At 53.7% G+C, this 18,684-nt stretch carries 14 protein-coding genes and 1 pseudogene; 9 read left to right on the forward strand and 6 right to left on the reverse strand.

The features are described from left to right. The first annotated feature begins 19 nt into the window (after positions 1 to 19). The gene (locus tag MIH18_RS12580) at positions 20 to 712 is read left to right on the forward strand and encodes a TetR/AcrR family transcriptional regulator (protein ID WP_249006832.1); all 693 of its coding nucleotides are present in this window, start codon (positions 20 to 22) and stop codon (positions 710 to 712) included. A 142-nt stretch (positions 713 to 854) separates the two neighbouring features. Then, positions 855 to 1,097, forward strand: a complete 243-nt coding sequence (locus tag MIH18_RS12585) for an RNA-binding protein (RefSeq protein WP_249006833.1) — start codon at positions 855 to 857, stop codon at positions 1,095 to 1,097. Positions 1,098 to 1,106: 9 nt separating this feature from the next. Here the strand turns inward: MIH18_RS12585 and MIH18_RS12590 are convergent, their stop codons facing one another. The 3 genes from MIH18_RS12590 to MIH18_RS12600 all read right to left on the reverse strand — a co-directional run bounded on the left by MIH18_RS12590 (position 1,107) and on the right by MIH18_RS12600 (position 3,187). Beyond that, on the reverse strand, positions 1,107 to 2,105 hold the full coding sequence (locus tag MIH18_RS12590) for an LLM class flavin-dependent oxidoreductase (protein WP_249006834.1): 999 nt from the start codon (positions 2,103 to 2,105) through the stop codon (positions 1,107 to 1,109). Between the two features lie 110 nt (positions 2,106 to 2,215). Then, positions 2,216 to 2,503, reverse strand: a complete 288-nt coding sequence (locus tag MIH18_RS12595; RefSeq protein WP_249006835.1) for a YkgJ family cysteine cluster protein — start codon at positions 2,501 to 2,503, stop codon at positions 2,216 to 2,218. A gap of 36 nt (positions 2,504 to 2,539) precedes the next feature. Beyond that, positions 2,540 to 3,187, reverse strand: coding sequence for a diaminopimelate dehydrogenase (locus MIH18_RS12600; RefSeq protein ID WP_249006836.1), 648 nt, complete (start codon positions 3,185 to 3,187; stop codon positions 2,540 to 2,542). 451 nt (positions 3,188 to 3,638) lie between these two features. On the opposite strand from MIH18_RS12600, the gene kdpA reads away from it, so the two are divergent. The 5 genes from kdpA to MIH18_RS12625 are packed head-to-tail and all read left to right on the forward strand — an operon-like array spanning position 3,639 to position 11,432. After that, positions 3,639 to 5,351, forward strand: a complete 1,713-nt coding sequence (kdpA, locus tag MIH18_RS12605; protein ID WP_249006837.1) for a potassium-transporting ATPase subunit KdpA — start codon at positions 3,639 to 3,641, stop codon at positions 5,349 to 5,351. 13 nt (positions 5,352 to 5,364) lie between these two features. After that, positions 5,365 to 7,383 (forward strand): potassium-transporting ATPase subunit KdpB, encoded by a 2,019-nt coding sequence (gene kdpB / locus MIH18_RS12610; protein WP_249009067.1) that lies wholly within the window; start codon positions 5,365 to 5,367, stop codon positions 7,381 to 7,383. A gap of 10 nt (positions 7,384 to 7,393) precedes the next feature. Further along, positions 7,394 to 7,996: a potassium-transporting ATPase subunit KdpC gene (gene kdpC, locus MIH18_RS12615; RefSeq protein ID WP_249006838.1), complete on the forward strand. Its 603-nt coding sequence runs from the start codon at positions 7,394 to 7,396 to the stop codon at positions 7,994 to 7,996. Continuing rightward, a complete protein-coding gene (locus MIH18_RS12620) occupies positions 7,993 to 10,689 on the forward strand; it encodes a sensor histidine kinase KdpD (protein WP_249006839.1) in 2,697 nt (898 codons plus the stop codon). The genes kdpC and MIH18_RS12620 overlap by 4 nt, the downstream gene beginning before the upstream one ends. Then, positions 10,686 to 11,432: a response regulator gene (locus MIH18_RS12625; protein WP_249006840.1), complete on the forward strand. Its 747-nt coding sequence runs from the start codon at positions 10,686 to 10,688 to the stop codon at positions 11,430 to 11,432. The genes MIH18_RS12620 and MIH18_RS12625 overlap by 4 nt, the downstream gene beginning before the upstream one ends. Before the next feature lie 296 nt (positions 11,433 to 11,728). Here MIH18_RS12625 and MIH18_RS12630 read toward each other — a convergent pair whose 3' ends face one another. Continuing rightward, positions 11,729 to 12,460 carry an SDR family oxidoreductase gene (locus MIH18_RS12630; RefSeq protein ID WP_249006841.1) on the reverse strand — a complete coding sequence of 244 codons (732 nt, stop codon included), beginning with the start codon at positions 12,458 to 12,460 and terminating at the stop codon, positions 11,729 to 11,731. A 566-nt stretch (positions 12,461 to 13,026) separates the two neighbouring features. Between MIH18_RS12630 and MIH18_RS12635 the strand changes: the two are divergent. Together MIH18_RS12635 and MIH18_RS12640 are read left to right on the forward strand one after the other, a co-directional pair. Continuing rightward, a pseudogene (locus tag MIH18_RS12635) lies at positions 13,027 to 14,621 on the forward strand (IS481 family transposase). 4 nt (positions 14,622 to 14,625) lie between these two features. Next, positions 14,626 to 15,582: an AAA family ATPase gene (locus MIH18_RS12640; RefSeq protein ID WP_249006842.1), complete on the forward strand. Its 957-nt coding sequence runs from the start codon at positions 14,626 to 14,628 to the stop codon at positions 15,580 to 15,582. Between the two features lie 245 nt (positions 15,583 to 15,827). Here MIH18_RS12640 and MIH18_RS12645 read toward each other — a convergent pair whose 3' ends face one another. Both MIH18_RS12645 and MIH18_RS12650 read right to left on the reverse strand, forming a co-directional pair. Further along, the gene (locus tag MIH18_RS12645) at positions 15,828 to 17,039 is read right to left on the reverse strand and encodes an MFS transporter (protein ID WP_249006843.1); all 1,212 of its coding nucleotides are present in this window, start codon (positions 17,037 to 17,039) and stop codon (positions 15,828 to 15,830) included. Between the two features lie 181 nt (positions 17,040 to 17,220). Further along, positions 17,221 to 18,381 carry a DcaP family trimeric outer membrane transporter gene (locus MIH18_RS12650; protein WP_249006844.1) on the reverse strand — a complete coding sequence of 387 codons (1,161 nt, stop codon included), beginning with the start codon at positions 18,379 to 18,381 and terminating at the stop codon, positions 17,221 to 17,223. Positions 18,382 to 18,684: the final 303 nt, after the last annotated feature.

An 18,684-nucleotide genomic window follows, 5' to 3' on the forward strand; every position in this document is an offset into this window, starting at 1 on the left:
AATCGCTGCAGGAGCGGATATGATTAAAAATTATGAAGCGTTTCACGGCGAATTGAGCCTGTCGAAAGAGGATGTGATCCGTGATGTTTACCGTCAAAACAAAGACCGCATAAGCATTAAAAAGGAGGCAACTGCGGTCAAAAACCTGACACGAATTATTGAGTCAACCCTTCGACTGGCCAATTCCAAGGGTTTTCATGCGATGACATTGAGAGATTTGTGCGCCGATTCAGGGATGAGCATGGGCGGGCTGTACGCCTACATTAGCAACAAAGCCGACCTGATTCATTTGATTCAAAGCCACGGTTTTATTATCACGCGCCGGACTCTTCTTCATTACACAAGCCAGGTCGAGGATATACGCGATCGATTGTTTGCCGCCATCAAGGCCCATCTATATCTGACCGAACAAATGCGGGCCTGGTTCTATTTTTCCTACATGGAAGCAAAGAGTCTACCGGCTCCAGAAAAGCGTGACGCTGTTGCGATCGAACTTGAAATTGAAGAGATCTTTCTGGATTTGATTGAAGATGGCATCAAAGCAAAGATATACGAAGCAAAAAACGCACGCTTAGTTTCCCTAATGACAAAAGCCTTGCTGCAAGATTGGTATTTGAAGCGCCGAAAATATCGTGATCAAGGCGTTGGCGTCGACGACTACGCTGTATTTGTCCGGGATGTGATTGAAAGCTATTTGCTCTGGAAACGCTGAGTCTTCCGCGTAAGCACGCTTACATCAACGGAAAAAAGACTCCCTAAAAACGCAAAGTTAACTGCGGCGCTTGTTCTTATCCAGCCATGCTGAAACAATCGCGGGAATAACTTTCTATCACCCCCTATCACTGTGGCCTACCATGCAACTATTAGTTCGTAATCTCGCCCGCACCACCACCGAACAGGAAATCCGCGAGCTGTTTGAGGCACACGGCACCGTAACCGAATGCACTCTGGTTCTGGATAAAGAAACCGGCAAATCAAAAGGATTTGGTTTCGTTGAGATGCCCGATGCAAAACAGGCGAAACTGGCCAAGGCAAAGTTGAACGAGACCCGTCTGGGCACCAACAAAATACGAGTAAAAACGGCTCAGGAAAAATAATCGTCCCGGCTAATTCTTGAGTGCAGCCAGAATCTCAAACGAACGCAAGCGGTCTTGCTGTTTGTAAAGATCGCAGGTGAAAAGAAGCTCGTCCGCCTGGGTGTGCTGCAAAAGCGTTTGCAGATTCTGTTTGACGGTGTCGCCACTGCCAATCATCGCCAGGCCCAGAAAATCTCGCACGGTTTGCTCTTCCTGAGGGCTCCACAGGCCATCCATACTCGACACTGGCGGGCGCATCTTCAGGCTCTGGCCACGAATTAACGACAGTATGCGCTGATAGGTGGTGGTGGCTAAAAACTCGGCCTGCTCATCAGTGTCTGCAGCAACCAAGGGCACTCCCAGCATCACATAAGGCTTGTCCAGCAATTCCGACGGCTGAAACTGGCTGCGGTATATTTCTATAGCCTGCATCATCATGCGCGGCGCAAAGTGCGACGCAAAGGCGTAAGGCAAACCCTTTTTTGCCGCCAGTTGTGCGCTGAACAAGCTGGAACCCAATAACCAAAGCGGCACGTTACTGTCCACTCCCGGCATAGCCACAACTTTTTGACCGGGTTGGCGCGGGCCCAAAAATGCCTGCAGCTCTTCTACGTCCGCAGGAAAGTCATCCACACTTCCGCTCAGGTGTTTGCGCAAAGCGCGGGATGTGAGCGGGTCAGTGCCCGGCGCACGGCCTAAACCCAGGTCAATTCGGCCCGGGTAAAGCGCTTCCAACGTGCCGAACTGTTCGGCGATCACGATGGGCGCGTGGTTTGGCAGCATCACGCCCCCTGCCCCCACGCGAATTGTCTGCGTGCCCGCCGCCAGATAACCCACCACAACCGCGGTGGCGGAGCTAACAATGGCGTCCATATTGTGGTGTTCGGCCACCCAGTAACGGTTGAAGCCTAACTGTTCCACGTGTTTGGCCAGCGTCAGTGAGCGCTGCAAAGCCGGCGTTGCGCCTTCATCGTTGTCTTTTGTGGAAGCTAAATCCAGTACTGAAAACGCCACTTCATTTATGTTCATTGCCAATCACCCTTTCATTTCGTGCCGTCGCGATTTGAATAGCTCGCGTAATAGTAGCTAGTTATGATAATAACACACCCGCACAGGCAATAAGGCTTACAGACGGGACACTAAGGAACGGCACGCTCGACTATGCACTCGTAGCCGCCCATTTCGAATTCGCGGCAGATGAACGGGCGCTTCTGATAAATTGAGCAAGACAGGGTGTTGCGATCCAGTGCGGCGCACCAACCGTCGTCTAGTCGGGCCATGGTGCGGCTGCCCCACTGGTCCGTTGCAATGAAGCGCTCTGGCACGCCGGTCTCTGTAATCAGCATGACTTCCAGGCGGCAACAGCAGGCCTGACAGCTTGAGCAGCTGATGGTGCTGTCTGGCAGATTCTCTGCTTCAATCCTCATTGGGATGGGCCATTGTATTCTCCGCGAGCGTTGTAATCAGAGCAGCTCTTTGCGCAGCTGCGACGGACTTTTGGGTGACAGCGAACCTGGAGCAACATCAAACACGGTTTTGGCTCCGATCTCACCTGAGCGCGCCAGCCTATAAACAGCCCGAGAGTAGGCCACCAGAGCACTGGCGGTGAACTCGAGATTACTGCCCAGAGCCAACGAGCACTCGATGATCTGCTTGCTTTGGGTACCCGTATCGGTTTTACCTTCCGGCAAAATGGTTTCACCAAACAGACGGTTCAGTGACATTAGACCGGGGTCCCGGCCCACAGCCAAAAGCGCAATGTTGCCGGACATTTGCGCCGCATCATCCAGTGCTGCAAAGTGTTCATTCACTTTTGCATGGGTATCAAAACTGTCCACCGTGTTAAAAAACTGCGTCAGATATGGCCCCTGTTTTGGCAGATCCGTTTTAGAACCACCGCACAGAATCATCACATCCACTTCATCCTGATACTGCTCGACATCTGCCATGGCGTATACCGGCACTTTGCGATCAAGAAGCGTCACGTTGGCAGGATCACGGCGGCTGAACACGCAAAACAGTTCCATGTCCGGATTTTGTGCCAAAGCCGCTTCCACGCCCCGGCCCAAATTGCCATAACCGGCAATGGCGACTCTTATTTGATCTGTCATGGTGATTGAATCCAATTCTTTAAAGCGATTGTGTGTAAGAGAAAACGGTCCCAGAGCTCTTCAAGCCAATGAATTCAAGACTTTGAATTCTGGCACGTGTAATGGTGCATTGCCATCACAGTGCTTCAGACCGCGTTTATACCTGAAAAGACCTGAAAATCAGAGCCTGTCAGCCCTTGCCAAAAACGCTGTATTTTAACGAAATTTTTACGCCCCGCGCCCTGTTTGGTCATCGAATTTTTACACCCTGCCGCTGCATCATAACCACACACTCACTGAAGGAGTACGAGCGTGTCCACATTCCTTTTATTGGTCTCACTTGCCGTTGGCGTTTATCTGGTTGCAGCGTTGCTTCGCCCTGAGAGGTTCTGACCATGGCACTGATTGGCATCGGCATCATTCTAGGACTTTTCGGCCTGTGTTTCTGGTTCATTGAAATGGAGGAACGGCTGTGAACGAAGTCATTATTATTTATGCCGTTACACTTCTGCTGGCATGGCCATTAGGAGAGTACATTGCCGGGGTTTTCAACGGCCGCGAAGGCACGGGCGCCATGATCTTTCTGCCCGTGGAAAGAGGTATTTACCGCCTGGCGGGAGTAGATCCCGCCCAGCCCATGAGCTGGCAGGGTTACGGCAAAGCGTTGCTGAAACTGCACCTTGTTCTGGCCCTGATTGTGTTTGGGCTTTTAATGACCCAAGGCGTTCTTTTTCTGAACCCGGACGCGATAGGTGGAATGAGCTGGGATCTGGCCCTGCACACGGCGATATCATTTCTGACCAACACCAACCAGCAACATTATTCCGGCCAGGCGCAACTGAGCTATCTGGCGCACACCTTCGGAATTGTTGCGCTGCAGGTGATTACGCCGGCTGCCGGCATGGCGGCTCTGATCGCAATCGTACGCACCCTTCTGGGCCGGTCTGACCGTAAATCCCGAACCCCGTCAAATGACCCAGTATCGGTCGGCAACTTTTACCAAGACATAACCCGGGCTATTGTCCGGATTATGCTTCCCATTGCGACTGTGATCGCTTTATTGCTGGCATCACAAGGCGTTCCCAATAGCTACCACGGTGCGCAAACCGCCATTCCGCTAGACCAGACTGCAGAGATGACTGAGCAGCGTATCCCTATCGGCCCGGTCGCACCTATGGTTGCCATCAAGCAGGTGGGCACCAATGGCGGCGGCTGGTATGGCGCAAACTCAAGCGTGCCATTGGAAAACCCCACGCCCGTGAGCAACTTCATTCAAACGGTTTCGCTTGTTCTTATTCCCGCCGCCATGGTTTTTTCCCTGGGGTTTCTCACTGGCCGCCGGAAGCTGGCACTGGTGATTATGACCGTCATGGTGGTGATGTCCGTTTCGCTTACCTCTGTCGCCATCTGGTCAGAAAACCAGCCTAACGCTGCCTTCACCAACCTTGCCGCAGAAGGACCAAACCTCGAAGGCAAAGAGGTCCGCATTGGTGCCACCGCAACGGCACTGTGGGGCAGCTGGACAACCCAGACCTCCAACGGGTCGGTAAACGGCATGCACGATAGCTTTAATCCCATTGGTGGCATGGTTCTTCTGGTCGACATGTTCATCAATGTCACTTTTGGCGGTATCGGCGTTGGATTGATTGGTTATCTGCTGTTCGTGATACTAGCGGCGTTTCTTGGCTCGCTCATGATCGGACGAGCGCCCGAAATAGCGGGTAAAGCCCTGGAAACCCGTGAGATAAAACTGGTGTGTATTGCCCTGCTTATACAACCTTTACTGATACTGGGGTTTAGTGCCGTCACCGTCGCTTTCCCAACGTTAACCGGAGTCTCTAACCCGGGCTTCCACGGCCTCACCCAGGTGATTTACGAATACACATCTGCCTTTGCGAACAATGGCTCCGGCTTCGAAGGCTTGGGCGATAATTCAATATGGTGGAACATCACCTGCTCCATCAATCTTGCACTGGGCCGTTTTATTCCGATTTTGGTGCCTCTGGCTATCGCTGCGTCTCTGGCAGCAAAACGCTCTGCCCCCGAGGGCCGTGGCAGCTTAAGCATCGATACCGCCACTTTTGGCGTGATGACGCTCGCAGTCATTGTGATGTTCACCTTGTTGAGCTTTATGCCGGTGCTGATTCTTGGCCCGATCGCTGACGCCCTGATTATGTTGCCTTGATTGGAGAAGCATGATGCCTAACGACACTCAAGAAATAACGGATTCGGTCAAAGCCAGCCGCGTTATCAGTCAGTCCTTCAAAAATTTGTCGCCCCAGCACCTCGCTGGCAACCCCGTTATGTTCGTCGTCGGTATTGGCACGCTGATAACCGGATTGCTAGGCGTAACTCACCTAATGCAGGGCCAGCCCGCTGCGCTCGATTTTATAATCTGTGCCATTCTGCTTTTCACGGTGTTATTTGCCAATGGGGCAGAATCTGTAGCCGAAGCCCGAGGTAAAGCCCAAGCAGGTGCTTTGCGGGCGACCCGAACAGACCTCAAAGCTCTGAAAATGATTGGCAATCAGACTCAGCTGGTACCCGCGACGGATTTGCGCAGAGGTGACCGGGTGGTTGTGAAGGCTAATGAACTGATTCCAGCCGACGGTGAGATTGTCAAAGGCGCTGCGACGATCAACGAATCAGCCGTAACCGGTGAGTCTGCCCCCGTGCTTCGCGAGGCGGGCACCGATAACAGCGGTGTCAGCGCGGGAACCAAAGTGCTATCAGACGAGATTGTGATAGAAGTGACCGCCGACCCTGGAAATTCCCTGCTTGACCGGATGATTGCGCTCGTAGAAGGCGCGCAACGCCAGAAAACGCCCAGCGAACTGGCGCTTTCTGTGCTGCTGGCTGCCATGACCCTGATATTCCTGATCGTGGTGGTTACCCTGGTTCCCCTCTCTGGATTTGTTGATATTTACCCTTCGTATTCGGTGTTGGTAGCGCTGCTGGTGTGTTTGATCCCCACCACCATTGGAGGACTGCTTCCGGCCATCGGCATCGCCGGCATGGATCGGGCCTTGCGAGCCAATGTGATTGCCAAGTCTGGCAAAGCGGTTGAAGTGGCGGGTTCCATTGACACCTTGCTGCTGGATAAAACCGGCACTATCACTCTGGGTGATAGGCGCGCCACGGCGTTTGAACCGTTGCAGGGCGTGTCACCCGCTGCGTTAAGGGATGCTGCATTACTGACATCGCTGGCTGACCCCACTCCCGAGGGGAAATCCATCGTCAAGCTGGCTCGGGATAATGGCTCCAGTGCCCAAACTGAAGAAGGCGCAGAGTTTATTGAATTCTCTGCTCATACCCGGATGTCGGGTGTCGATTTACCCGATGGCCGTAAGCTGCGGAAGGGCGCGACAAACGCGATACGCACACTGGTGACCGAAAAAGGTGGCCACTACCCACTCGAAACTGACCGCCTGGTAGAACGGGTGGCAAAAAATGGCGCCACGCCTTTAGTTGTCGCCGAGGGTAATCGGATTCTTGGGGTTATCTCGCTGTCAGACGTTATCAAGCCCGGCATGAAGGAGCGTTTCGGCAAGCTCCGTGAAATGGGCGTGAAAACCGTCATGATTACCGGTGACAACCCGATTACCGCGGCCGCTATTGCGGCAGAAGCGGGCGTTGACGACTTTGTTGCAGAAGCAACTCCCGAGCAAAAGTTGGACATTATCCGCAAAGAACAGGCCGAGGGGCGATTAGTGGCGATGGTGGGCGACGGCACGAACGACGCGCCCGCGTTGGCCCAAGCAGATCTGGGCCTTGCTATGAACTCCGGTACGCAAGCAGCACGTGAAGCGGGGAACATGGTCGATCTGGACTCTGATCCGGGCAAATTGCTGGAAGTGGTGGAAATTGGCAAACAGCTGCTGATTACTCGTGGGGCGCTCACTACCTTTTCATTAGCCAATGACGTGGCCAAGTATTTCGCCATTCTTCCTGCTCTGTTCGTCGGCAGCCTACCCGCTCTGGGCGTGCTGAATATACTTAATCTGTCGAGCCCGATGAGTGCCGTGCTTTCGGCCACTATTTTTAACGCGTTAATCATTCCGGCGTTAATTCCTTTCGCTCTGAAAGGCGTGAGCTACAAGCCGGCCAGTGCATCTCAGCTTCTTCGTCGCAATTTGCTGATTTTCGGCCTTGGGGGGCTATTGCTGCCCTTCCCTGCTATCAAAGCCCTGGATCTTATGCTGACCGTTGTATTATAAGGAGAAAAAAATGATGAAACCAAACTCAGTTGATACGGCCGGCTACACTTCCTGGCTCGCGGCCATACGGGCTGCGGTTGTGTTCATTGTGCTTTGCGGGGGCCTGTACCCACTGTTGGTCACTACCGTCGGCGGGTTATTGTTTCCGTATCAAGCGACCGGAAGCCTGATTATAATTGACGGTACTGTGGTGGGGTCCGAATTGGTTGGACAACCCTTTAAAGCCGCGAAATACTTCCATGGTCGGCCATCTGCAGCCGACTACGATCCGTTTTCTGTCGCCGGCTCTAATTACGCTCCAAGCAACTCGGATCTGCGAGCCAGGGTAAAGTTGGCGTCAGAAGACATTGCCGCGCGCGAACAAGTAATCCCCATCGACATTCCGGTGGATCTGCTGGCGGCTTCGGGCTCTGGCATTGATCCTCATATATCACCGGAAGCTGCCAGGTTGCAGGCCAGGCGTATTGCCGCAACCAGAGATGTGGCGGTCGATCAGGTCAACGAGCTCATCGCGCGTTATACAGAAGGCCCCACGCTCGGCACATTCGGCCAGCCTCGGGTTAATGTGCTGCGGATAAACCTGGCACTGGATGGTAAGGAGTCTTTAGATTGAACCAAGGCGACCAGAACCGCCCAAATCCAGACGCGCTGCTCAGAACCCAGAAGCGCGAACAGGCGGGCGGGCTGAAAATATTTCTTGGCGCAGCGCCTGGGGTTGGCAAAACCTACCAGATGCTCCAAGCGGCTCATGAGCTCAAAAGGCAGGGCGTTGACGTTGTTATTGGCATTGCAGAAACCCATGGGCGCGCGGAAACGATGGCGTTATGCGAAGGCCTTGAGCAACTGCCGTCGAAAGAAATCGAATACGCCGGCAAGCGCTTCCGCGAATTTGATCTGGACGCGGCTCTTCAGCGTCATCCGCAAGTCATGTTGGTCGATGAGCTGGCCCACCGAAACATCCCCGGTACCCGCCATAGCCGTCGTTATCAAGACATCGATGAGCTGCTGAACCAGGGCATAACCGTCTGGACGGCAATAAACATACAGCATCTTGAAAGCCTGTCAGATGTGGTCGCCAATATTACCGGTGTCCGAATGCGAGAAACCATTCCGGACTCCATTCTTGAGCGAGCCAAAAACATCGTGTTGGTGGACCTGGCGCCATCTGAACTGCTCGAACGCCTCAGGCAAGGCAAGATTTACGTACCTGAACAGGCGCGTGCGGCTCTGGACGGCTATTTCTCCCCCTCTAATTTGTCCGCGCTGCGAGAACTCGCCGTGCAGGCAATTGCAGAGCGACTGGATGCAGACGTCCGTGAAAACATGCAATCCCAGGGCATTCAGGGGCCGTGGTCTGTTCGATCGCGCATGCTGGTTGCGGTTGATGGCTCGGGACAAGGTGAAGCTTTGGTTCGGGCAGGACGAAGACTTTCCGATCGCCGTAAAGCGCCCTGGACCGTCGTTACCGTTGACAACGGTCGCTCGAACGCATCTGAGCGTCAGCGGGTAGAAAAGATATTTGATCTGGCTGCCAGGCTGGGCGCAGAAGTGAAAACGCTTCGCGGTTACGACGTGGCTGAAGAAATTCTGGCGTTTGCACGGGAGCAGAACACCACCACATTAATTCTTGGCCGCTCTCACAATCGCTGGTGGCACTTCAAAAAATCCACCAGTCGTCGCCTGTTAACCCAAGCTGAAGCTTTCGAAATCACCTTTATTCCGGTGCCAAAAAAGCAACAAAGGCATACCGCCGAGGCGCAGGTTCATGGCGGCAGACGTTCAGACTATGCCTGGGCCGTAGCGAGTGTGGGCGTCGCAACGGCAATGGCGTTGGGGCTTCAACACATACTTCCGTTTGGAAATCTGTCGCTGATTTTCCTGACGTGGGTGCTTTTAGTCGCTGCAAAAACGGGTATAAGGCCTGCACTGTTCAGCGCCCTACTCAGTTTTTTAACGTACAATTTTATCTTCACTGAGCCAAGACTGACCTTCGGCATCACCGACAAAGACGAACTTCTGACCGTCATTTTTTTCCTCATTATTGCAATCATTGGCGGCAATCTCGCGGGAAAACTCAGAAATCAAATTCGAATGCTACGCTCCTCGAACGATCTTACCGACGCGCTTCTCAAATTTACCCGGCGCCTGGCTTCCGCTCCGGATATTACGTCCGTTCGTAAAGAAGCCGTCGACGTACTGTATGGGCAAGTCAAAATACCTCTGGTTATTGCTCAACGTTGCCCCGAGAGTGGCAGCATCGAGATACTTGCCAGTGCTGGATCCCCGTCCCCATTTAAAGAAGCCGCTTGTTCCGCAATTGACTGGGCACAAAAAAATGGCAAGCCCAGTGGCGCGTTTTCAGATACGTTAAACAGCCTTCCCTGGCGATTCGAGCCGATCTCGGTAGAAAATGAGGTTTACGCCGTGCTGGGACTGCAAGTGGATGATATGGCTGCGGACCGCTATCGAGAGCTTGCAATCGGTACCTATGTACATCAGTTAGGCCAGGCGTGGCTTCGCACCCAGCTGGCGGCCAATCTATCAGCGTCGCGGATGGCAGAAGAGACCGAAAGGCTTCGCTCGGCTCTGCTTGCGTCCATTTCGCACGACCTCCGTACGCCCCTGGCGTCAATGATAGGCTCAGCAAGTACGTTGAAATCCATGCTAAACCGTCTTTCAGATGAAGACCGGGAAAGCCTGCTGGATTCTGTTCTTGGTGAAGGTGAGCGTCTGGACCGTTATATCCGCAACCTGCTGGATATGACGAAATTAGGTCATGGCACATTAAAGATCGAGCGGGATTGGATTGCGTTCACCGATATTCTAGCGTCTGCGTTAAGGCGCACCAGAAACTTGATGGCTCGGGTTAAGGTAGAACGTAGAATCGCGGACAATCTCCCTCTGCTGTTCGTTCATCCGGCGCTGATTGAACAAGCGCTGGTCAATGTTCTTGAAAATGCAGCTAAATTCGCGCCCGATGGATCCACCCTCACCATCAGCGCCCATCAACAAGCCAATGAACTCGTTGTCGCCATATCCGATGAAGGGCCGGGCATTCCCGAAGATCAGAGAAGTCAGGTTTTCGACATGTTCTTCACAGGTGGCGAAGGTGACCGTAGCCCCCATGGCAGTGGCCTGGGGCTCGCCATATGCCACGGTATGGTCGGCGCCCATGGCGGACGAATCCAGGCACTTGCCGGGCCGAATAACAAAGGCGCCACCATTGAAATCACGCTTCCCCTTATAGAACCACCGGATTTAACCGAGCTACAGGAACCAGAAACTCATAGGGAATCTAGTGAATGAACACTCTGACGCAAAACCGGGAAAAGCCGTGCGTGTTGATTATCGACGATGAGCCGCAAATCCGACATTTTTTGCGTATCAGTCTTAAGGTTGAAGGGTGTGACGTGCTGGAAGCTGAAAATGGGGAAACGGGTGTTGAACTATGCGCCAGACATCTGCCAGATTTAGTAATTTTAGACTTGGGGCTGCCCGATATGGATGGTTCTGATGTACTTGCTGCCGTACGGGAGTGGTCGTCTGTGCCGGTCATCGTTCTATCCGTCAGAAATCGGGAGTCAGAAAAAGTAAAAGCGCTTGACCTTGGCGCCAATGACTACATAACAAAACCATTCGGTATAGACGAACTACTCGCTCGAGTTAGAACGCAGTTACGAACTTACCAGCGCACCGGCGGGGCCCCAACAGAAGCATCCGTCATTTATGAAGATGGCATCCTGGCCATTGACCTTTCTAAGCGAAAAATTATGGTCAGTGGAGAGCCTGTCAGGCTGACACCAAAAGAATTCGCGGTGCTGAAGATTTTGATGCTGGCGTCCGGTAAAATTGTCACCCAATCCCAACTCTTAAAAGATATCTGGGGGCCAACTCACACCAAAGATACACATTATCTGCGAGTTCTGGTTGGAAGGCTGAGGCAAAAACTGGGAGACGACCCGACAGAACAACGCTACATACAGACCGAGCCTGGTGTGGGCTATCGCTTTCTTGAGCGCCCCGGAAACGCCCAGCTTACCATCGGCTGAAATACCAAAGCCAACGCACGAACGGCCTGTCTTTTTGGCTTAAAACCAGCCTTATATGTAGCGACCTGCATTGAATAACGCTCCGACCTGCATTCAGCGGCTTTTTCGACCAGAATTAACTGCGACCAGCGCACCCCTCAAACCAGAGATAACTGCGAATGAACCTGCATTCCATCGAGGCCAACCAGAATTAACTGCGACTGAAAACGACCAACAATCCTGGGTGACAGCAATCGACCCATAGCAGCCATTGCTAGCAGCAAGGGCCGCGGAGAAAGAAACGCGCAATTAATGCGTTAAGGGGCGAGTTGAAGGACTGGCCGCATCAAGATTTCTTCTATAAGTACGTTGGCCGGCTGCGCGAACGCATAGACGAGTGCTTGAGCAACGTCCTGAGCGCTCAGGGCATTGAGTTTCTCACGCCGCTCATTCAGCGCGACACTGACGTTATGGCCAAACTCGGTCCAGACGGCTCCAGGTTCGATCACCGATACGCGAATTCCGTCTGGTCCCAGTTCCTTACGCAAGGCGTCATGAAAGCCTACGACAGCATATTTGGTGGCACTGTAAACGGACCAGTTCTCAACGCCATACCGCCCGCCCACACTGGAGACAGACGAGATCATCGCGCCTGGGCGTCCGCGCATGAGCGCAATGGCCGCATGCGTGCAGTTGAACACCCCGTACAGGTTCACATCGACCATTGTCTTCCATTGGTCCCGCGTGCTGTCTGCGAAAGGTGCGCTGATGCCCAGGCCGGCATTGTTGAACAGTAGATCCAGTCCGCCAAAGCGTTCCCGCACCAGGTCGAACAGCGCCTGCACCTGGCTGCCGTCGGTAACATCGGTCTGCACGATGGTTGCCGACGCACCAAGCTCCTCCGCCAGCGCATCAAGTAGGTCAAGTCGCCGCGCTGCAAGCACCACGTGGACTCCCTCTTCCGCCAGCAAACGAGCGGCTGCCTGCCCTATGCCGCTCGATGCGCCGGTGATGACGGCAATTTTTCCGTTGAGGTCCTGCATTTTCATAAATTTCCAATCAATTGTTAACGAGTCACTGCGGATGGCAAAGGTGAAATGCGTACATAAAGAATAGCGGGAATGTAGCTTAACAAAGGCGTGGGCAGGTTAGATCCGCTACAGTACGTCGCGTGATTAAGATCCTGCGCATGCCTTAGACCGGCTGGCCGTCAAGACGCAGTGCATCTTCTGAGTGGTTGCGTCGAATGTAACGGATAGTGGCATGATCAAGGTTGCGATGCAATTCGGAGTTATTCATCGCTCGGCCCGTCGGTTTTTGGCCGGTTGCTGCCGGTCGCCAATATGCCAAGTGTAGTGCAACAAACGGAGGTTTATTGCACTACATCAAGCAAACCGCCAAAAGACGCTGTTCCCCGCATTCCGGCACTCCATCATCCCTTTCCATTATTCAAAGTCCAGCTACACTGAAATTCCGTGATTAATTGGCCTTGCGGCTCCACCATGAAGACAAACACACGATCAGGGAAATCTGCCAAATGATTGGCATTTCCAAATCGACGCTGTACAACTACCTGGCCAAGGCGGACAGCGATGTCGTCGGGCGGCGTAAGCTGATCCCGTCCGATTCGCTGCTGCATCTGCGGCAGCGGCTGGACCGCTTGCCCCGCAAAAGCCGGGAGCGAACGGCACAGGTGCAGGCGAGCGCCGAACTGTACGGCGTCTCCGCCAGCACCGTGTATCGGGCGCTGAAGGACTTCCTCAAGCCGCGCGCGGCGCATCGTGGCGATCACGGCACGCCACGCCTGATGCCGAAATCGGAGCTGGAGCGCTACTGCGAGCTGGTCGCCGCCCTCAAACTCAGGACCACCAACAAGGCAGGGCGGCACCTGTCCACCAAGCGCGCCATCGAGCTGCTGGAAGAGTATGGCGTCGAGACCGGGCATGGCCTGGTGCGCACGCCGCAAGGTGTGCTGACGCGCAGCACGGTGAACGAATACCTCACGCGCTGGCACCTGGATCAGGCGCGCCTGCGCCGGCAGCCGCCCGCCGTGCGCTTTCAGGCGGAGCACAGCAACGATTGCTGGCAATTCGACATGTCGCCGTCCGACCTGAAACACATCGAAGCGCCGTCCTGGGTCGACCCGGGCAAAGGCGAACCGACCCTGATGCTGTAAAGCGTGGTCGATGACCGAAGCGGCGTGTGCTTTCTCGAATACCGCTGCGTTTACGGCGAAGACGCGGAATCGGCGCTGCGCTTTCTGTTCAATGCGATGGCGGCGAAGGACGAGGCCGAATTTCCATTTCAGGGCCGGCCCAAGATGATCTATCTCGACAATGGGCCGGTGGCCAAGAGTCGCGTATTCCAGAACGTGATGCAGGCCCTGGGCATCGACTGGCTGACCCACATTCCCGCAGGCAAGGATGGCGAGCGCGTGACGGCCCGCTCGAAGGGCAAGGTCGAGCGTCCCTTCCGCACCGTCAAGGATGCCCACGAAACGCTGTATCACTTCCACCAGCCGGAAACAGAACAACAGGCAAGACCACCGCACCGAACCGCACTCGCGCATCGAGGACTGGATCGCCAATTTCCCGCCCGACGGTATCCGGGCCATGTGCGCCTGGGAGCAATACTGCCGCTTCGCCCGCGAACCGGAGCGGCGCAAAGTTGGCATCGATGCGCGCGTCTCGGTGGATGGCACCGCCTATGAGGTGGAGCCGGACATGGCCGGCGAAACGGTGCTGTTGTTGTGGGGGCTGTTCGACAGCGAGCTATACGTCGAATATGAGGGTGCCCGGAGCGGCCCTTACCATCCGGTGTCCGACCCGATTCCGTTGGGCCGCTACCGGGCGTTCAAGCGCGGCGCCGCCGGCGAGCGGGCCGACCGCATCCGCTCACTGGCGGACCAGCTCAAGCTGCCGATCGCGGCGCTGGCAGGGGAGGATCTGCGGCTGGCGCCGTTGAATCTGCCCATCGAACTTCCCATACACCCCCTTCGATGCGGAAGTGCACGAATACCATTTCGCCAGCAGCATCGCCGCCAAGCTGGCGATCGCCAACGACTTGGCGCAGCCGCTGGCCAGGCTCGCGCCAGCCGATCGGGCTTTCATCGACCAGGTGCTGGGCGAGACGCTGAACCGCAGCATCGTGCTGGCGCGCGTACGCGATTATTTTCGCAGTAAAAAATCCGGAGAAGACCACGCGAGTTGAAGTAATGCAGTATTACGGACTGACGCAAGCGCTCAGCCAGGCCGGCTACCATGAAACCGAGCATCACCAGCAGCTCATCAAGGACATCAGGGGCGCCATCATGCAAGGGCGGCTGATCGCGGTCTGCGGCGTCGTGGGCAGCGGCAAGACGGTCACCTTGCGCCGCCTGCAGCAGATCCTGAAGGAGGAAAACCGGGTGACCGTCGCCAAATCGATTTCGGTGGAAAAGCACAGCATCAAGCTCGCCACCCTGATTACGGCGCTCTACTACGACTTGGCACAGGACAAGCTGATTCAGATTCCCAAGCAAAATGAGCGGCGTGACCGGGAGTTGCAAGAGCTGCTGAAAAAGGGCAAGCGCCCGGTGGCACTGTTCATCGACGAAGCGCACGACCTGAACGGACACACGCTGATCGGCTTGAAACGCTTGATGGAACTGGCGGAAGATGTCGGCGGCCGGCTGTCGGTGATCCTGGCCGGCCATCCCAAATTGCGCAACGACCTGCGCCGGCCGACGATGGAAGAAATCGGCTACCGCACCGACATCTTCACGCTCGATGGCATCGCCGGCAGTCAACGCGACTACATCCATTGGCTGCTTGGCGCCAGCACCGACAACAAGGCCGAGCCGGAGGCGATCCTGACAGCCGATGCGATCGACATACTGGCCACCAAGCTGCGCACGCCGCTGCAGGTCCAGCTGCATCTGACATTGGCGCTGGAAGCGGGCTACCAGACCGGCGAGAAACCGGTCACGGCGGAATTGGTGGAAACGGTCATGTCGCGCCAACTCGACGATCTGGAGCCGACGCTGGCGCGCCACGGCTATCGGCTCAAGGATATGGTCGAGCAGTTCGACGCCAAAGCATCCGAGATCCGATCGCTGTTCAGCAATCAGCTTGAACCGAAGCGCACGGCGGAAATCCGCGAGCGCATGCTGGCTGCTGGCTTGCCGATATAGCGTCCGATGTAGGGCCGTGCGTGCTCGCGCCGTCCCTGGCCCGGCACAGCGCGGTCAGTCGCAGTTATTGCTGGTTCATGTCAATCTAATGCAGGTCGGCGCGATTGAATGCAGGTTCATTCGCAGTTATCTCTGGTTTGAGGGGTGCGCTGGTCGCAGTTAATTCTGGTCAAAAAGGCCGCTGAATGCAGGTCGGAGCGTCATTCAATGCAGGTCGCTACACCTATAAGTATCGTTAACGTAATTTATTCATCTAGATGCTCATCTCTAAAAGATCGCATCATATACACAATCAGCCCAACGAAAATGAATATAAATACGCCACCGAACAAAAATGCAAGACTGAAGGGCATCACTTCCGCCAGGGCGCCAAGAATCAAAGGTGCCAGGAACTGAACGCCACGATTCGCCATTAAGCGCACCGCCAAAGCTCCAGAGCGCTGATTTTCGTTTACGCTCTCTACTAAAACAACCATCGACAGGGGCTGTGATACCCCGGAGCCAAACCCGATCAGAACGGCCAGCAGCGCAAGGAGCAAGAAACTATCTGTTGTGCCCGTCAGCATAAAACCTAAAGCAACTAAAACAGGGGAGCAGACTATGGCCATAGATCGCCCCCCAACCCACCTGATCACCAACGGCATAAATGGCCGCACCAGCATTGAAAAGAGCGCCCTTAAACTTACCAGAGTTCCGATCATGGTCGCCGACACGGCCAGGCTTTTAAGATAAATTGGCAGGAATGTTCCATAAGCGCTTAATGCGAACACCACAGAAACAGTCAATGCTATAGAAACTTTCACCCCGACATTTTCTTTTAAAAGATGTACCTGGGCCTGAAGTTCAAATAAAGGGCGCTTCACTCGATTACCAATGGCAGCGCTTCCAGTCAGGAAAAAACCACTCAACGTAGCAAAAAATGAAACAACAATTATGACGAGAAAAGACATTGGTATGCCGCTGGTGTCAATTATCCAACCAGCAAGTATTGGGCCGACAAGCTGCCCGGCTGAAAGACAAGTGGTGTACCAGCCAAAGTATTTTTCCAGTTGTTTGCCCTTGCCTAAACTGGAAACAATGGACTGACCAGCCAGAATCATGGCCATATGGGCAATGCTTACAATAACCTGCACAAGGATTAAGCCAGAGAATCCGGGTAGGGCAAGAACAACTGCCGGCCCCAGAATCATCCCGAAACCACCTGTTATTATTACTATTTTTCCTCCTACGCGGGTAATTATTCCACTAAAAGGAATGGCCAATATCAACGGCAGTAAGTAGGGCACAGAGAGGATTAACCCAATAACAAACGGGCTAGCGCCAAGCTCAAAAGCAGATAGGGGAACGGCGATCAAAAGCATGGTTTGAGCCACGAACGTACTGGCCAAACTAAAACAAATAGTAACCAAGTTGATTGTTAATTGACGTGAGCTGTCTGAGCCGATCGGCTTAATCATATTATTTCAAGTTTTGTCATCAGTGAAATCATCTTAATTTTCTCATGAGCAAGCCTGATCGCCTCAAATACCCACATATCTTTAGCACAAAATACTGTTTACAAACAAAAAAAGACCCCGGCTATACACCGGGGCCAAGAAAGTAAAACCCAAAAGGAACTACACTAATCAGAATGCTCGCTTAAAAGCCGTACATCAACATGGCCTGGAGTCGAACGGCACTGCCATCCTTACCATTAACCTGTTCACGAGTGTGGTAGCCCGCTTCAAGACCGTAAGTGATTCGATCAACTGGCGACCAGATGTAGTTAACAAAGGTGCTGCTGAAACGCTCGTTTGCTGTAGCAGCAACGTCGCCATTCCGATACGCATCATCCAGATCTACGATGGCCACACCGTAGCCTAGGTTAATTGCACCAGGACCTACGGCTACGCTAACACTTGCACCACCACCCGTTGCTTCGATCGTTTCAAGATCACCTGCAGAATCGACGTACCCCGGAGCTGATGACGGGCTGATATACAAGTACCCACCAATACCATCACCGTGGGTAATCGAGCCGCGCAGCGTAACCGCATCGGTCAGTTGCGTTTTAGCTTCAAGCGTTACGCCCCAGCCCATGGCAGAGTCGTCAGTAAAAGCTGGGTTTGAAACAGTCGCGCCCTCAGCATCATATTCTAAGAAACGGGCAACGCCAGCGACCGCAAATTGAACCGGGCCGTCAGTATTTTGATAACGAGCTGTTATGTCGGGCAGTCGATACTGGGTAGTGGAGTCAGAATTTATCGATCCACCTTGCTTGGGATCTTCTGCAGAGAAGGAGAATTTCCCAGTGGTATAACGCACTTGCGCTTGCCGCCCGCCGCCCTTGGCCAATGGGCCGTTAAAGTCGACCGTAGGGAATAGGCTAATCGTGTTCCCGAAGTTACTCCAAGTCTGGCCCGCTAGAACACCTTTCCATACACCATAGGCGTGACGCAGCCGGAACCCACCGCCGCCGTCAGCGAAGCCGCCGTCACCGTAAAAGTCGCCTTCAACGTTGGCTTTCAACACATCGTCGCCAAACGCAGTCGTTGTTGTGAGTCCTAAGCGGCTTTGAAAGGCATGCATAGTGGTATGCCCATCAACACCGGGCGTATCATCCAGTCTGATTTTTCCACGATTAACTGTATTAGTAAGGTCCGCGTCAACATCGTAAATAACGTCCAGCTTAGCATAGCCATAGACGTTTACATCGGTCTGGTCGACTTTAAAGTTTATCGCCTGAACTCCAGATGTCACCAGCAGAGTTGCAGTACCTAAAGATAAAATAGCGATTTTTTTTGCAGCATTTTTGCTCATAGAGCCCTCTCAAGTAAGTCTTTTGTTTGGTGTGAACTATTTTTCTTGAGTAAATCAGTTTAAGAATCAATATTCGTAAGCTGGGACTGCTTAGTAAGCAGACCTGCTGAGTATTAATTTTTTGTTTTTAAACTTAATACAATAATACACTTAGATGTATTTTTTTCAATACATTTAAAAGGATTTACTGCTTTTTATCGGTATTGAAAAAGGGGGGATTAAATCAGACAAAAATTGCAAGGGTCAGTCCCTGACACGGTAGTCAGAGAGCACCTGAGGATCAGCAAAACCTTTGCAACATTA

The sequence above is a fragment of the Marinobacter sp. M3C genome (assembly GCF_023311895.1).
Taxonomy (GTDB): Bacteria; Pseudomonadota; Gammaproteobacteria; order Pseudomonadales; family Oleiphilaceae; genus Marinobacter.